At 54.0% G+C, this 15,153-nt stretch carries 13 protein-coding genes, 1 tRNA gene and 1 other RNA gene; all 15 read left to right on the top strand.

Going from position 1 to position 15,153, the window contains the following annotated elements; translation table 11 throughout:
• The 15 genes from QGM61_RS05095 to QGM61_RS05025 all read left to right on the top strand — a co-directional run bounded on the left by QGM61_RS05095 (position 1) and on the right by QGM61_RS05025 (position 15,124).
• Positions 1 to 774 carry an ABC transporter permease gene (locus QGM61_RS05095; RefSeq protein WP_281132210.1) on the top strand — a complete coding sequence of 258 codons (774 nt, stop codon included), beginning with the start codon at positions 1 to 3 and terminating at the stop codon, positions 772 to 774.
• On the top strand, positions 774 to 1,637 hold the full coding sequence (gene queF, locus QGM61_RS05090; protein WP_281132209.1) for an NADPH-dependent 7-cyano-7-deazaguanine reductase QueF: 864 nt from the start codon (positions 774 to 776) through the stop codon (positions 1,635 to 1,637). The genes QGM61_RS05095 and queF overlap by 1 nt, the downstream gene beginning before the upstream one ends.
• 59 nt (positions 1,638 to 1,696) lie before the next feature.
• A tRNA-Ser gene (locus tag QGM61_RS05085) sits at positions 1,697 to 1,784 on the top strand.
• A 553-nt stretch (positions 1,785 to 2,337) separates the two neighbouring features.
• On the top strand, positions 2,338 to 4,284 hold the full coding sequence (locus tag QGM61_RS05080) for a pyrroloquinoline quinone-dependent dehydrogenase (protein WP_281132208.1): 1,947 nt from the start codon (positions 2,338 to 2,340) through the stop codon (positions 4,282 to 4,284).
• Positions 4,271 to 6,196 carry a pyrroloquinoline quinone-dependent dehydrogenase gene (locus QGM61_RS05075; protein WP_281132207.1) on the top strand — a complete coding sequence of 642 codons (1,926 nt, stop codon included), beginning with the start codon at positions 4,271 to 4,273 and terminating at the stop codon, positions 6,194 to 6,196. Before QGM61_RS05080 ends, QGM61_RS05075 begins: the two co-directional genes overlap by 14 nt.
• 90 nt (positions 6,197 to 6,286) lie before the next feature.
• Positions 6,287 to 6,383: signal recognition particle sRNA small type (ffs, locus tag QGM61_RS05070), an RNA gene on the top strand.
• 168 nt (positions 6,384 to 6,551) lie between these two features.
• Positions 6,552 to 8,345 (top strand): DNA polymerase III subunit gamma/tau, encoded by a 1,794-nt coding sequence (gene dnaX / locus QGM61_RS05065; protein WP_237134079.1) that lies wholly within the window; start codon positions 6,552 to 6,554, stop codon positions 8,343 to 8,345.
• Positions 8,332 to 8,658, top strand: coding sequence for a YbaB/EbfC family nucleoid-associated protein (locus QGM61_RS05060; RefSeq protein ID WP_237134080.1), 327 nt, complete (start codon positions 8,332 to 8,334; stop codon positions 8,656 to 8,658). The genes dnaX and QGM61_RS05060 overlap by 14 nt, the downstream gene beginning before the upstream one ends.
• Positions 8,659 to 8,667: 9 nt before the next feature.
• Positions 8,668 to 9,264, top strand: a complete 597-nt coding sequence (gene recR, locus QGM61_RS05055; protein ID WP_237134081.1) for a recombination mediator RecR — start codon at positions 8,668 to 8,670, stop codon at positions 9,262 to 9,264.
• A complete protein-coding gene (rnd, locus tag QGM61_RS05050; protein ID WP_281132206.1) occupies positions 9,261 to 10,463 on the top strand; it encodes a ribonuclease D in 1,203 nt (400 codons plus the stop codon). Before recR ends, rnd begins: the two co-directional genes overlap by 4 nt.
• Positions 10,456 to 10,908, top strand: a complete 453-nt coding sequence (locus QGM61_RS05045; protein WP_281132205.1) for a YcgN family cysteine cluster protein — start codon at positions 10,456 to 10,458, stop codon at positions 10,906 to 10,908. The genes rnd and QGM61_RS05045 overlap by 8 nt, the downstream gene beginning before the upstream one ends.
• A gap of 82 nt (positions 10,909 to 10,990) precedes the next feature.
• The gene (locus QGM61_RS05040) at positions 10,991 to 11,323 is read left to right on the top strand and encodes a hypothetical protein (protein WP_237134084.1); all 333 of its coding nucleotides are present in this window, start codon (positions 10,991 to 10,993) and stop codon (positions 11,321 to 11,323) included.
• Between the two features lie 10 nt (positions 11,324 to 11,333).
• Complete coding sequence (locus QGM61_RS05035; protein WP_281132204.1) at positions 11,334 to 12,176, top strand: AAA family ATPase; 843 nt, start codon at positions 11,334 to 11,336, stop codon at positions 12,174 to 12,176.
• 6 nt (positions 12,177 to 12,182) lie between these two features.
• On the top strand, positions 12,183 to 13,361 hold the full coding sequence (locus QGM61_RS05030; protein ID WP_281132203.1) for a vWA domain-containing protein: 1,179 nt from the start codon (positions 12,183 to 12,185) through the stop codon (positions 13,359 to 13,361).
• 101 nt (positions 13,362 to 13,462) lie between these two features.
• On the top strand, positions 13,463 to 15,124 hold the full coding sequence (locus QGM61_RS05025; protein WP_281132202.1) for an AMP-binding protein: 1,662 nt from the start codon (positions 13,463 to 13,465) through the stop codon (positions 15,122 to 15,124).
• Positions 15,125 to 15,153: the final 29 nt, after the last annotated feature.

Genomic DNA, 15,153 nt, shown 5'->3' with positions numbered 1-15,153 from the left:
ATGTTCAACGGACACAAATACATAGCCTTCGAGACGATTCTTATCAAAGAGGTGCGGCGCTTTACCCGTATATGGATGCAGACGCTGTTGCCACCTGCGATAACAATCGGCCTTTATTACCTCATTTTTGGCAACCTGATTGGTCGCCGTATTGGGGACATGGGGGGCTACGATTACATTGATTTTATCGTGCCTGGCCTGATCATGATGGCGGTCATCCAGAACGCCTACTCAAATGTGTCATCTTCGTTCTTCAGCAACAAGTTCCAACGCTGTATCGAAGAGATACTGGTGTCACCGGTTCCAAACTACATCATCCTGCTGGGGTTTGTAGCCGGCGGGATGGCCCGCGGATTGCTGGTGGGCATCATCGTAACCATCATGTCATTTGTCTTCACATCATTGAGCATTGCGCATCTCGGGCTGACCGTTCTGGTGGTGCTTTTGACGGCCATGGTTTTTTCCCTGGCAGGGTTTATCAATGCACTGTTTGCCAACACCTTTGACGACATTTCCATCATTCCCACTTTTGTTCTGACGCCGCTGATTTATCTGGGTGGTGTGTTCTACTCAATCGAATTGCTACCCGCGGCCGGGCAGTGGGTGTCTGCTCTGAATCCTGTGCTGTATATGGTCAATACATTCAGATACGGCATTCTGGGCACCAGTGACGTGAACGTTTACTGGGCGCTGTCCATGCTGGTCTTCTTCAGTGCTCTGCTTTTTGGTGTGGCGCTCTATCTGCTGCGACGTGGCACGGGGTTGCGACATTGATGGGACACTCGGACATTCCGCTGGGGAAACAGACCAGTTACCCGCAGCAATATGATCCTGCACAACTGTATCGTGTTGCACGAAGCGACAATCGCGCGCTTCTGCCGTTTGCTGCCGCCGGGACCGGTTCTGCCGATTTTTCAGACAAGGACCTGCCGTTCTTCGGCTTTGACCATTGGAGAGCCTATGAACTTTCCTGGCTGCAGCCTTCAGGTAAGCCCGTTGTGGCAACCGCAGACATCATCGTTCCCTGTGACTCGCCAAACCTGATTGAGTCCAAGTCAATGAAGTTGTACTTCAACTCATTGAACCAGCACAAACTGGCTGGCATGCAGGAAGCGAGCGAGCTGATAGCTCGTGACCTCAGTCTGGCTGCCGGCAAGCCAGTTCAGGTGCGACTGCATCCCCTGACGGCGGGCGAGCATCACACGTCGATTGATACAAGCGCTGTTCTGTTGGATGAGCTGCAGATAGCGACCGAAGCCTTCTCACCTGATGCTGCTCTATTGGGCGTTCGGGAAGACAGCTCTGGCCCGGTTTCCGAAAGGCTGCGTTCGGAGCTGTTTCGATCCAACTGCCCGATTACCAGTCAACCTGACTGGGGCAGTGTTACGATAGAGTACACCGGTCAGCCAATAAACCACGAGAGCCTTTTGCGCTACATTATTTCCTATAGGCAACATGAAGGCTTTCACGAACACTGTGTGGAAATGATTTTCTGTGACCTGATGAAGATCTGCCGACCCCAGTCTTTGACCGTAAGCATCAATTTCCTCAGGCGTGGCGGCCTGGAAATCAATCCGCTGCGCACCACACGCGCCGGGCTTACCCCACAAAGCCTGCCGCGGGAACTACGCCAGTAATTCCTGCGGATTCGCTTGTATTTGCCACTGCCATGTTATAGAGTTACGCGCCTTAAAACGGTGAGGTGTCCGAGTGGTTGAAGGAGCACGCCTGGAAAGTGTGTATACGGAAACGTATCGAGGGTTCGAATCCCTCCCTCACCGCCATTTTAAGAATCCCCGCAGTAAACCTATCATAGCTGACCCCGAACAAAGCGCTGCCCTCGAGGAGGGATGAGAACCCGAAAAGAGGGTTCGACCGATTGCATCGCAATCGGAGACGAGCGCGTCAGCGCGAAGCCCAACGGGTCAAACAGCCCTAAGGCTGTTTGATCAATCCCTCCCTCACCGCCAGTTTTAAAGTCCCCGCAGTAAAACGTCCATAGCTGACTCCGAAATAAACGCTAATGCTGCGGAGGGATGAGAACCCGACCAGAGGGTTCGACAAGCATCGCTTTGCGATGCGCAGCACGTCACCGCCAGGTGACGCCCCGACGGGGTGAGCCGCGCAGCGGCGAATGAAATCCCTCCCTCACCGCCAGTTTTAAAGTCCCCGCAGTAAAACATCCATAGCTGGCTCCGATAGGAGCGCTAATGCAGCGGAGGGATGAGAACCCGAAAAGAGCCTTCGATCACGCCTCGCCACCGCCTGTTGCGCCCCAACAGCATTGGTGTACTATCCCTCTCGACCAACAAAATAAAAAAACAAAGAGAGATCACCATGCAGCCATCCTGTAACCGCGGGCAAAGTGTACCTCCAGCTGACTCACCAAGAAAACGTAGCCTATTACTGGCCCACATCATCACGGCAGCATTTGTCACACTGTCTAGCGGCAGCCTGGCCAATGACTGGGTTCACTACGGTTCCGATCAGGCATCCAGCAAATATGTGCCTTTTGATCAGATCAGTGAAGACAATGTGGCTCAACTGCAAATGGCCTGGAGTTGGGATTCCCCAGACAACGCCACGGTCGCTGCCAACCACGAAGCCGGCAATTTCGCGGCCACCCCTAGTGCCTACAAAGCCACGCCTATAGCCATAGACGGCGTGCTGTACATTAACTCTTCTTTCGGCCGTGTTTCCGCCATTGACGGTGGAAGTGGGGAAACGCTGTGGACCTTTGACACGCGTGCATGGGAAGCTGGTCGCCCGGCTAATCTCGGCTACAACACGCGTGGCGTAAGCTACTGGAGTGATGGCGATGCGCAGCGCATCATTGTGCTGACCAATGACTCATGGATGTGGTCAATCGATGCTGAGACTGGCTTACCGGATCCCGCTTTTGGGGAGGAAGGCAAAGTCGATCTGGCGCAGGGACTGGGGCGTGAGATCGATCGTCGAGCATACTCCATGGTCAGCACCGCATTGATCCATGGCGATCTGGCAGTGGTTGGTTCAGTTGTAAACGACGTGCCGAATTATCAACTCGCGCCGCCCGGTCACGTTCGAGCCTTTGACGTTCGCACTGGCGAACAACGCTGGATATTCCGGACCATCCCGCAGCCTGGCGAGTTCGGCAATGAAACCTGGGAGAACGGTGCCTGGCAAACGGTGGGTAATACCAATGTATGGACACAGATGAGCTCGGATCCCGAGCTTGACCTGATCTATATGCCTACCGGCACGCCGACCAATGACTGGTATGGCGGCCACCGACTGGGCAGCAATCTGTTTGCAGAAACGATTATTGCGGTCGATGCTCAGACGGGGGCCAGAAGATGGCACTTCCAGACCGTTCATCACGGGCTCTGGGACTATGATTTGCCTGCCGCTCCGAATCTTATGGATATCACGGTCGACGGCGAGCCCGTCAAGGCGCTTGCGCAGATTTCCAAGCAGGGCTTTGTGTATGTCCTGAACCGCGAGACCGGTGAACCCATCTGGCCAATAGAAGAACGCTCGGTGCCGGCATCCACCGTGCCCGGAGAACGCGCTTCACCAACTCAGCCACATCCGACACGACCTGCACCGTTCGAGCCCCAGGGTATATCAGACGCTACGCTGATCGACTTCACTCCAGAACTGCGCGCTCAGGCAGAAGAGGCACTCGCACCGTTTGATTACGGCCCGCTGTTTACACCTCCGTCTTTGCGGGGCACGGTGTTGTTGCCAGGCTGGTCTGGTGGGGGTGGCTGGCAGGGCGCGGCAGCTGATCCAGAAACCGGCATGCTGTATATCCCTTCCGGCAGTGCACCAATTGTTGCGCAACTGGTTGAACCTGAGGCTGGCAGCTCTGACTTTCGTTATGTCCGTGGTGGCATCACTTCGGTATCTGGCCCGCAGGGGCTCCCGTTAACCAAACCGCCTTACGGACGGATTACCGCCATTGACTTGAACACTGGTGAGCATGCCTGGGTTGTTCCGCACGGAGAGGGGATTCGTCAACGTATCATCGATCTCGGTCTGGAAGACCCAGGTCCGGTTGGCTCAACGTCCAGAACTGGGCCTGTATTGACTAAAACGCTGTTGTTTGTCGCCCAGCAGGACGGCGGGCGTGCGGTGATGCGGGCATTTGACAAATCAAGCGGTGAGGTTGTTCACGAACTGGACCTTCCATCGTCGCCAGCGGCGACGCCCATGAGTTACATGGTCGGGGACAAGCAATACATCGCCATCGCCCTCGGTGGTGGTACGGACGCAAGAGTTGTCAGTTATGCATTGCCTTAACTTGCCGCGAGCAGGTGTTGCCTTACTTGCGCTGGGCCTGATCCTGATTTCTCCAGATCAGGCAGGGGCGCAGCATCAGGAATGGACCAGTTACGGTTCGGATCTGGCATCCAGCAAATATGTGCCATTGCAGCAGATCAACGCGGAGAATGTCGGGGATCTTGAAATCGCCTGGATGTGGGAAACTCCGGATAACGAACTGTTCCGGAGTCGCGCTGATGTCAGCGCCGCAGAGTACAAGTCTACGCCGCTTATGGTAAACGGCGCGCTCTACGTCAGCACGTCGCTGGGGCAGGTGGGCGCCGTTGATGCCCTGACCGGAGAAGAGCTCTGGACCTTTGATACCGGGTCCTGGCAACGTGGTCGTCATCCCAACTTCAATAACAACCATCGTGGAGTGGCCTGGTGGGATGATGGCGGTGATGGCCGTATTTTGATGGCCGCCAATGATGGCGTCCTATGGTCTCTGAATGCACGTACCGGACAGCCAGACCCGAATTTTGCCAATAATGGTCAACTGGACCTGAAACAGGGGCTGGGATCCAGCGCGACGATCGGACAGTACGGTGCCATCTCACCGCCGCTTGTAATCAACGGCGTAATCGTCGTTGGATCCTCCATCAACGACGTACCGTATTTCTCTGACCAGGTTCCGCCCGGGCATGTGCGTGGTTTTGATGCTCAAACAGGCGAGCAACTTTGGATATTCCACACTGTCCCGCAGGGTGATGAGCCCGGGACCGAAACGTGGGAAAACGATGCCTGGCAATCGGCAGGTGCAACCAACGTCTGGACCCTGATGAGTGCCGACCCTGAAACCGGCTATGTGTATCTGCCCGTGAGTACTCCCAACAACGACTGGTATGGCGGGCACCGCCTGGGTGACAACTTGTATGCCGAAAGTCTGGTCTGTCTCGATGCCGAGACTGGTGAGCTGATCTGGCATTTTCAGGCCGTCCGGCATGGCCTTTGGGACTACGATTTGCCGGCTGCCCCTAACCTGGTGGATATCTCGGTTGATGGTGAAGCCATCAAAGCAGTGGCCCAGGTCAGCAAGCAGGGTTTTGTCTATGTTCTGGATCGAATGACCGGTGATCCTGTCTGGCCAATCGAAGAGCGGCCAGTACCCCAGTCAACTGTACCGGGTGAGCGCACGTCGCCAACGCAGCCATTTCCGACCAGGCCAGCACCGTTTGAACCACAGGGGATATCGGATGCGACGCTGATCGATTTTACACCCGAGCTACGTGCCGAGGCACTGGATCTGATCAGCGAAGTCGACTACGGACCATTGTACACGCCGCCCTCCGAACGCGGTGTGATCCTATTTCCCGGTTATAGCGGCGGCGCAACATGGACCGGGGCAGCCGTAGATCCGGAAGAGGGGGTCATGTATGTGCCATCATTCTCGGCGCCACGTTTTGTGCGCCTGCGCAGACCTGATCCTGGCGAGTCAGATTTTGGGTTTATCCGGGACAGAGGCTTTGATATTCAGGGTCCTCAGGGTCTGCCACTGATCAAACCTCCCTACGCCAGAATTACCGCCATCGACCTGAATACCGGCGAGCACTTGTGGATGGTGCCGCATGGTGAAGGTATACGCCAACGGCTGATCGACATGGGAATCGATGATCCCGGCCCGGTTGGCAGCTTCGGACGCAATGGGCCCTTGCTGACTGAGTCGCTGCTCTTTGTGGCGCAGCTGGATGGCGCAAGACCCGTGTTCAGGAGTTACAACAAGCAGACGGGCAAGGTGGTCAGTGAGCTGGATCTTCCGTTGCCACCGATGGGCACACCAATGAGCTACATGGTCGACAGCAGGCAATTTATTGTCATGGCTGTTGGTGCCGGTCCCGATACGCGACTGCTTGCCTTGAGCCTGCCAGCCGAAGCTCAGGGCAACGAACTCTGATCGCAGCGCTTGATTAGCCCGTTGAATTTGACCATAATGCCGCCCCTGATGTGACATCACGTGTGCCGCATCAGGCGTTATGGTACCTCCTGTCGGTCCCCGCGCAATGATACGCTGTAAACCCCGCCAGGCCCGGAAGGGAGCAACGGTAGCAGCGAACTCATGTGCCGTGGTGTGGCTGGCGGGAGGTGCCCCCAAATTCTTGCAAACTCCCCATTCAGACCGTCTGCATCCAGGCATCCTCGCTCTGCTCACATTTTTGTTTTTTGACACACACTGGAGCTGCTTCAGCCCTGTCCCTGACCGGACGATTGCAATACAATAGCTGTTTAACCACAGAGCTTGCAGCTGACGCATGAGTTATCAGGTACTTGCCAGGAAATGGCGACCGAAAAATTTCAGTGAAATGGCCGGGCAGACACATGTGCTGCAGACCCTCACTCATGCTCTCGAACAGCAGCGCCTTCACCATGCGTATCTGTTTACTGGTACTCGCGGAGTCGGCAAAACAACGGTTGCGCGTATTCTGGCCCGCTGTCTGAACTGTGAGACCGGCATCACTGCCACGCCCTGTGGTACATGCGATGCCTGTCGTGAAATATCTGAAGGGCGCTTCATAGATCTGATCGAAGTGGATGCCGCCTCCCGAACGCGCGTTGAAGATACCCGCGAGCTCCTTGAAAACGTTCAGTACGCGCCATCGCGTGGCCGTTACAAGGTCTACCTGATCGACGAAGTACACATGCTGTCGACGCACAGCTTCAATGCCCTGCTGAAAACCCTTGAAGAGCCACCACCCCACGTCAAGTTCCTGCTGGCAACAACAGATCCACAGAAACTGCCAGTGACTGTGCTGTCGCGCTGTTTGCAGTTCCATCTAAAGAATCTGGCGCCGCGACAGATAGTCAGCTACCTGGAGTCTGTCCTGACCGCAGAGCAGATTGAGTATGAGGAAGATGCGCTCTGGCAACTCGCGCGAGCCGCGGCAGGCAGCATGCGGGACGCCCTGACCTTGCTGGATCAGAGCATCTCCTTTGGCGAGGGCCGTGTTCATACTGGCGCTGTCACCGATCTGCTGGGAACACCGGACCACGGTCTGATTTTTGCTTTGCTGGAGGCATTGGCCGGCCGCGATGGCGCAGCCATAACGACGCTGGTGGCTAACGCCGCAGAGAATAATCCGGATTTTGAGCGTCTGCTTTCTCATTTTACATCCGTGCTCCATCGCCTGGCGGTTGCACAGACTCTTCCGGACGCTGTGGACAACAGCGAAGGCGACAAGGAGCAGATAACGTCACTGGCAGGCAAGCTGTCGGGTGAAGACGTGCAGCTCTATTACCAGTTTGCCATGCAGGCAATGCAGGAAATGCACTTCTCTCCAGATCGCCGTATCAGTTTTGAGATGGCGATGTTGCGCATGCTGGCATTCAGCCCCGATGTCTTTTCCCGTGCTCAGGCCGACCTCGTGCCCGAGGGTGAAAAAAAAAAGCCTGAACTGACCATTTCAGAGACGTCGCCGTCAGACAATGACGCCGTCAGCGAACCTGCCACCAGACACGATGTTCCCCCGCAGATTGAGCAGGCTCCGGCTGACGATGACGCAATGAATCAGATTCCTGTTCAGTCAGTCGCCCCTGCGCCAGACTTCCCTGCGGAGACGCCTGAGCCTGCGCTGGACATGGCGGCTGAGGCAGATGTGAGTGTCGGTGAGGGGCCTGCTCCAGTAAACCCTGAAGGGGGTTCCCAGCCCGGCAAAATCGAGTCCAGTGATTGGGACTGGTATGACCTGGTGCAACGCAGCGGGCTTGCGGGCATCAGTGGCAATATTCTCTGGAACTGTGTGCTTAGCGACAGGCAAAATGATCAGCTAAGCCTGACTCTGGATCAACAGCAAAGCGCCCTGTATTCGACAGATCATGCAGAACATATCGCACATGCGCTGTCAGATTCACTGGGGTATCCGGTCACTGTAAACATCAGTATTGGAGAGCTGAATCAGGAGTCGCCTGCCCAGCGCCGCGCACGGGAAAAACAGGAAGCGATCGCTGCGCTCCACCAACGATTTCACAATGACCCCGGTGTCAAAGCACTGGTTCAAACCTTCGATGCAAGTATTGAGCAATTGAGGACAGAATATGAGCGATTTTAATATTAACGAGTTGATGCAACAGGCTAAAAAAATGCAGGAGCAGATGCAGAAGGCTCAGGAAGAAGCCGCTAAACGCACTGTTACTGGCGAATCGGGTGCCGGCATGGTCAAAGTTCAGCTGGGCGGACGTTACGATGCCAGACGCGTTGAACTCAGTGATGAATTGATGACTGAGGACAAAGAAATCATTGAAGATCTGATCGTCGCGGCGATAAACGACGCAGTTAAAAAACTCGATGACGGTAACAAGGACTCAATGAGTCAAATGGCCGCCGGCATGAAGCTGCCGGATGGTTTCAAATTCCCATTCTGAGCCCTGAGCATGCACAGTAAACTGCTGGAACAACTCATTCAGTCATTGCGATGCCTGCCCGGTGTCGGGCCAAAATCCGCACAGCGTATGGCGCTTCACCTGATGGAACGTAATCGCAATGGCGCTGCGCAGTTAAGTGAGGTCCTCAAAGAAGCGCTGGATCGACTGGGAAGATGCAGTCAGTGCAGAGCTCTGACCGAGGAGCCGGTATGCAGGCTTTGCAGTAATCCCGCCCGAGATCAGTCGCTGCTATGTGTCGTGGGTTCGCCTGCTGATATGTTTGCCATTGAGCAGGCTGGCAGCTACCGCGGGTTGTATTTTCTTTTATCGGGTCACCTGTCACCCATTGATGGCATAGGCCCTCAGGAAATTGGTGTCGATGAGCTTATGGCTTTGCTCGACAGTCGTCCTGTACAGGAGATCATACTGGCCAACAACCCGACCGTTGAGGGTGAAGCGACTGCCTGCTACATCTCGGGTTTGCTGGAAAACAGGCAAGTCGCGGTATCTCGCATTGCTCATGGCGTGCCGGTTGGCGGTGAACTCGAATACGTTGATGGCGGAACATTAAGCCATGCTTTTAATGGCCGGTTGCGACTTCGATGAGCATTGACTACGAGATAATCAGCAGTAATGAACGACTGGCAGAGCTGTGTGAGAAACTGCAGTCGCAGACTGTACTGGCTCTGGACACAGAGTTCATCCGGGTTAATACGTTTTATCCCAAGCCTGGGTTGATACAACTTTCTGACGGTGTTTCTGCGTTCCTGCTCGACCCTTTGAGCATAGACCAGTGGCAGCCGTTGCTGAACCTGCTGACTGCGCCCGATATCGTCAAAGTACTGCACGCTGGCTCTGAAGACCTGATTCTTTTCCTGGACTTTTTCGGTTGCCTGCCACAGCCATTTTTTGACACCCAGAAAGCAGCCGCTTTCCTTGGACATGGTCCAAGTATCAGCTACCTGAACCTGGTCAAAACACTCATTGGCGTTGAACTTGACAAGGGTGAGACCCGTTCCGACTGGTTACAGCGCCCGTTGACCAGTCAACAGCTTCACTATGCGGCCCTGGACGTAAAATACCTCCCTTCACTTTATCAGCAACTCGTCGCTGAGCTGGTCAGCAAAAGCCGACTGAAAATGGTAGAGGAGGAGTGCGAGTTGATGCGCCAATTAGCGCTCGCAACCGAACAGCAGGATAACTGGGAAGATCTGTATCGGCAGATGGGAGCCGCCTGGCGCCTCGATGCCAGACAGTTGGGCGCTCTCAAATCGCTATGTCTGTGGCGCGAGCAACAGGCGCGGCTGCGCAACAAGCCTAGGACCTGGATCGCCAGAGACCCGGATCTGATAACCCTGGCCCAGCGGATGCCTTCTTCTGTCGAGGCTCTCAAAAAGATTCCGGACCTGACCCGTAGTCTCTACAACCGGGATGCTGAGGCTGTTATTGACTTGATCCTGCAAAGCACTGCTGTTGATCCGGATATCCCCGCTTCACTGGAGGGCGCACCCCTCGATAACCTTCAGCGAGGATTGTTAAAGAGCATGCAGCGCGCAGTTCGGGATGTCGCCAGCCAGACAGAGATTGCAGAGGAAATTCTGGCCAGGAAAAAAGTCCTCATTCAGATTCTGCGTCTGAACCAGCAGGATGCTGGCAGTCAGTGTGCCAAGGAGCAGCTGGTTTGGCCTGAAGACTTCCAGCCGTGGCGGCAGAGTCTGCTGCAGGCGCCTTTGCAAAGGGCGCTTGGCAAAGCAGTAGGTCCTGTCGGGTCTGCTGATGACCAGGAGGGTCGGCGCCATGACTGACAACAAGGATGTACCTTTTTGGGAGCGTCCCCTCGAGACTCTGAACAGGGCAGAGTGGGAGGCATTGTGCGACGGTTGCGCGCGCTGTTGCCAGAAGAAGCTGCAGGACGAAGATGGTGAGTTGTGGTACACACGCGTCGTGTGCCGATTGCTGGACCAGCAGGCCTGCAGCTGCACGGCATATGGCAACCGCCAGGTTCTGGTGCCAGACTGCCTGGTACTGGATATGGACGTTCTGGCAAAGTCTCTCGACTGGATTCCGGGTACTTGTGCCTATAAACTCAGATATCAGGGTAAACCGCTACCGTCCTGGCACCCTTTGTTGACGGGCTCTAGTGAAGCCATGCTGGAGCAGGGAATCAAAGTGACGGGCCGCGTGCTGTCCGAAGAATACGTGCATGAGGACGGTCTGGAAGAACACGTCATTCGCTGGGTGACACCCTGATGCGTACAACGGCCATAACCGCCATTGGCGCTGGTGCCAAAAGCACAAATGCGCAAGACAACAAGAAAGGAGTCTGCTGCCGATGTTGAATATTTATGGCTATCTGACCGCCTGGGCCATTTACCTTAGCGCCGGCACGCTTTGTTATATTCTGTTCTACAAGGCCACTGGTTTCATCCGCCCCAAGGCACTGGCCAATGTCTTGCGCGGCATCATGATTGCACTGATTTACACACCGTGGACAATTGCCCCAGATGAAGATCTGATGGCGCCTGCGGTAATTGTCATCCTGCTTGACCTTATCACAGTCGGCGGCGAGTCATTCATCAGGGCACTGGTGCCCCTGACTCTGGCCTTGATGCTGGCTATAGTTGTAGGGTTGTTTTGGAATCTGATTCGCAGAAAAAGAAACTGACGAGGACACTATGCGCTTTACTGGCACAAAAGAATACGTGGCGACTGACGAACTGCAGATGGCAGTTAATGCCGCCATCAGCCTGAAGAAGCCACTATTGATCAAAGGTGAGCCTGGCACAGGTAAGACCATGCTGGCTGAGCAGATCGCACAGTCACTTGGGCTTGAACTTATTCAGTGGCATATCAAGTCGACCACACGGGCGCAACAGGGCCTGTATGAATATGATGCGGTTTCTCGTCTTCGCGATTCTCAGCTGGGTGATCCCAAAGTACATGACATTGCCAACTACATCGTTAAAGGCAAGCTTTGGGAAGCCTTTGATGCTGACAAGCAGGTTGTCCTGCTGATCGACGAGATTGACAAGGCAGACATCGAATTCCCCAATGATCTGCTGCTTGAAATCGACAAAATGGAGTTTTATGTTTATGAAACTCGTCAGCGTATCAAGGCCAAACATCGCCCGATTGTTATCATTACCAGCAACAATGAAAAGGAATTACCTGACGCGTTCCTGCGCCGCTGCTTCTTCCATTTCATCAAGTTTCCTGACCCGGTCACGATGGAAAAGATCGTTGCAGTACATTATCCGGACATCAAGAAAGAACTGGTCTCCCAGGCCATGGACGTATTTTTTGATGTGCGCAAGGTACCTGGTCTGAAAAAGAAACCTTCTACATCCGAGCTTATAGACTGGCTGAAGCTGCTGATGGCCGACGATATCCCGGAGGAGATTCTCCGCAACCAGGACAACACCAGTGCCATACCGCCGCTTTATGGTGCGCTGCTCAAGAATGAACAGGACGTCCATTTGCTGGAGAAACTGGCCTTTATGCACAGAGCAAAACGCTGATCGCCTATGTTGATCCGCTTTTTCTACACATTGCGCCGCGAAAAAGTACCAGTCACTGTTGGTGAACTGTTCACACTCTTTGATTGTCTTGAGCGCGACTATGCGTTTGCAGATATGGATCAGTTCTATCTGCTGGCCCGGATGTGCATGGTCAAGGATGAAAAATACTATGACCGTTTTGATCGCGCCTTCTCCAGTTACTTCAAGGAACTGACTGTCCTGGATGATCTGCTGCGCGAGATGATTCCAGACGATTGGCTGCGCAGACAGCTGGATAGTGTTCTGACACCTGAAGAGCGGCGTCAGATACAGGCTCTGGGCGGCCTGGAAGAATTAATGAAGGCATTCCGGGAACGACTCGCGGAACAGAAGGAACGACACCAGGGTGGCAACAAATGGATCGGCACGGGCGGGACTTCACCGTTTGGTGCGTTCGGCTACAATCCGGAGGGAATCCGGATCGGGCAGGATGAAGGCAAAGAAGGCCGTGCCGCCAAAGTCTGGGACAAACGCGAATATCGCGACCTGGACGACACAGCTGAGATAGGCGCCCGAAATATGAAACTGGCATTAAGGCGCTTGCGTAAATTCGCCCGCACTGGTGCACAGGAAGAACTGGATATCGACGATACAATTTCATCGACGGCCCGTAATGCAGGGCTGTTGGATATCAAGATGGTTCCAGAGCGACACAACGCCGTCAAAGTACTGATCTTTTTTGACGTCGGCGGCTCGATGGATCCCTATGTCCAGATGTGTGAAGAGTTATTCTCTGCCGCGAGATCTGAATTCAAACATCTGGAGTATTACTATTTTCACAACTTCATCTATGAATCCGTGTGGCGCAAGAACCGGCGCCGCCATGGCGAAACAACATCGCTGCATGATCTGATGAACAAATACGGCAAAGACTACAAAGTGATCTTTGTCGGCGATGCGACAATGGCACCCTATGAAATAACCCATACGGGTGGAAGCATTGAGCACTACAATGAAGAGCCTGGTGCAGTCTGGATGGAGCGGATGACAGACCATTACGAGCATCTGGCGTGGATCAACCCGGTGCCAGAGCAGCACTGGGAGCATGGCTACTCTATTGCCATAGTCAGGCAGTTGATAGGGGATCGTATGTACCCGATGTCTGTCAAAGGTCTGGAGCAGGCAATGCAGAGGCTAAGCAAATAAAAGATGAGTAAATAACAGAAGAAAAACCTGAGCCAGCAGTGATTTTATCTGACTGGTTATCGGAAACTCGGACGACATCACACGTAAAAGGGGAAATCATAATGTTCACGGCACCAGCGCTTGATACAAGCGGCGACATGAATGCCTCACGTTTTTCAACGATTACCGATGTTTTTGAATATGCATTTTCTAATCATGCGGGCAAGCAGGCGTTTCAGTGTCTGGGTCATACACTGACCTACGCGGACCTCGACAGATACAGCGCCAGGCTGGCGGGCTGGCTTCAACAGCATAGCGGCCTCAAGCCAGGTGATCGTATTGCCATACAGTTGCCAAACCTGCTGCAGTTTCCCGTTGCCGTGATGGCTGCTGCTCGAGCGGGTCTGGTTATCGTGAACACCAACCCACTCTACACAGCACGTGAGATGAAACACCAGTTCACTGACTCCGGTGTCAAGGGGATCATCATCCTTGAAAATTTCTGTCATAACCTGGAAAAGATTCTCCCGGAAACCGACATCAGCTGTGTCATCACTACCCGCCTGGCAGATATGCTGCCGCAACCTAAAAAGACCATCGTTAATTTTGTGGTCAAGCGTGTTAAGCGCATGGTGCCAGCCTGGAACATTGCATCAGCCAGAAGTTGGGACCAGGTCATGAAAGAGAGTTCAGGCAGCTTCTCAAGCGTATCAAGTGGAACCGATGTCGCTATCGTGCTCTACACAGGCGGCACAACTGGTCTGGCAAAAGGCGCCATGTTGACGCACCAGAATCTGATCGTGAATATGATGCAGCTGCGTCAGGTGAGCAAGGCGCTGATCAAGGATGGCAGAGATACTATTGTTGCACCGCTGCCGCTGTATCATACCTACGCTTTCATGTTTCACTGCATGGCTGCCGTCTACGCCGGAAATCTTAATGTCTTGATTCCCAATCCCCGTGACATCAATGAGTTAATAAAGACGCTGCAGGCGCTGCCCGAGATTAACGGTTTTGTTGGTCTGAACACACTGTTCCTGGCCATGTGCCGGCACAAAGATATTGCGCAGGTTGATTTCAGTAAGATGCGCTTCACCGGATCGGGCGGTATGGCATTGACCATAAGCGTCGCAGAAGAGTGGGCTAAAGTAACCGGATGTCAGATCTATGAGGGATATGGCCTGACAGAGTGTTCTCCAGTGGTCAGCGTAAACCCCCACGACAAGGTCAAAATTGGCACCGTAGGGCCACCCGTCCCAGGCACCGACGTCATGACAGTAGATGAGGAGGGTAACGATACCGGATTTAATGAAAAAGGCGAACTCTGGATACGCGGCCCGCAGGTCATGAAAGGGTACTGGCAGAACGAGAAGGCAACTGCCGAGTCGATCACTGCCGAAGGCTGGTTTAAAACCGGCGATTTTGCCCAGATTGATGAGGAGGGATACATCCGGATTGTTGACCGCAAAAAGGACCTCATTATCGTCTCTGGATTTAATGTGTTCCCGAGCGAGGTCGAGGAAGTTGTCAACGCACATCCAGGCGTCGCAGAAAGTGCAGCCATTGGTGTGCCCAGTGACAAAAGTGGCGAAACCATCAAACTGTTTGTTGTACGCCGCGACTCTGTGCTCAACATTAAGGATGTGGAGAGTTATTGCCGCGAAAATCTGACCGCGTACAAGGTGCCCAAACAGATTGAATTTGTCGACGATCTGCCCAAATCTAATGTTGGTAAAATTCTGCGTCGCGAGCTTCGCGAGCAGGAACTGAATAAATCTGGTTGAATTCAGCAGGCAGGCTTGTGCAGATATCG

It is taken from the genome of Pseudohongiella sp. SYSU M77423 (genome assembly GCF_029911965.1).
In the GTDB taxonomy this organism is placed as follows: domain Bacteria; phylum Pseudomonadota; class Gammaproteobacteria; order Pseudomonadales; family Pseudohongiellaceae; genus Pseudohongiella.
This window is presented reverse-complemented; position numbering and strand designations above follow the sequence as displayed.